The sequence below is a fragment of the Sutterella massiliensis genome, from assembly GCF_016899755.1.
Taxonomy (GTDB): Bacteria; Pseudomonadota; Gammaproteobacteria; order Burkholderiales; family Burkholderiaceae_F; genus Sutterella; species Sutterella massiliensis.
The window spans coordinates 1-459 of record NZ_JACJJC010000281.1; the positions used below are offsets into that span (position 1 = coordinate 1).

The 459-nt window shown below is 62.7% G+C and carries 1 protein-coding gene; it reads left to right on the top strand.

The genetic code is table 11. The annotated features are described in order from the left end of the window. Positions 1-459, top strand: a 459-nt coding sequence (locus H6A60_RS12565) for a hypothetical protein (RefSeq protein WP_205105155.1), incomplete at both ends; no start/stop codon positions are given.

A 459-nucleotide genomic window follows, 5' to 3' on the forward strand; every position in this document is an offset into this window, starting at 1 on the left:
AGCTTGCCCGGGGCGATGCCCGCGTTTCGGGCGGCGCGCTCCACGCCGATACGGTCAATGCAGCGGGCGCCTTCACGATGGACGTCGGCAGTGCCGGCACTTTCACGGCCGGGAAGTTCGTCGGTGCCGAGGGCGGCGCCTTTACGCTTGCGTCGGGCACGATGCAGGCTGACGAACTTGATCTCACGAACGGACTTCTCTCGATCGCTGACGGCGCGACGCTTGCCACGTATTCCGGCGAGATCTTCAACCCGGGTCTCGACGCCGACGGTACGAATCCCGATGCCGGGAGCCTCATTTACGGCGAAGATCACCTCTTCTTTGCCGACGGCAGTACTCTCGCGATTCTCGATGCGAAGTACAACTACGACTATCGCGACAGCGCTCAGGCTCTCCTTGGCGGCGTGAACCTCACGTTCAAAGGCGAGCTGGTGAACTCTTCGGGCGACGTTCAGGAAG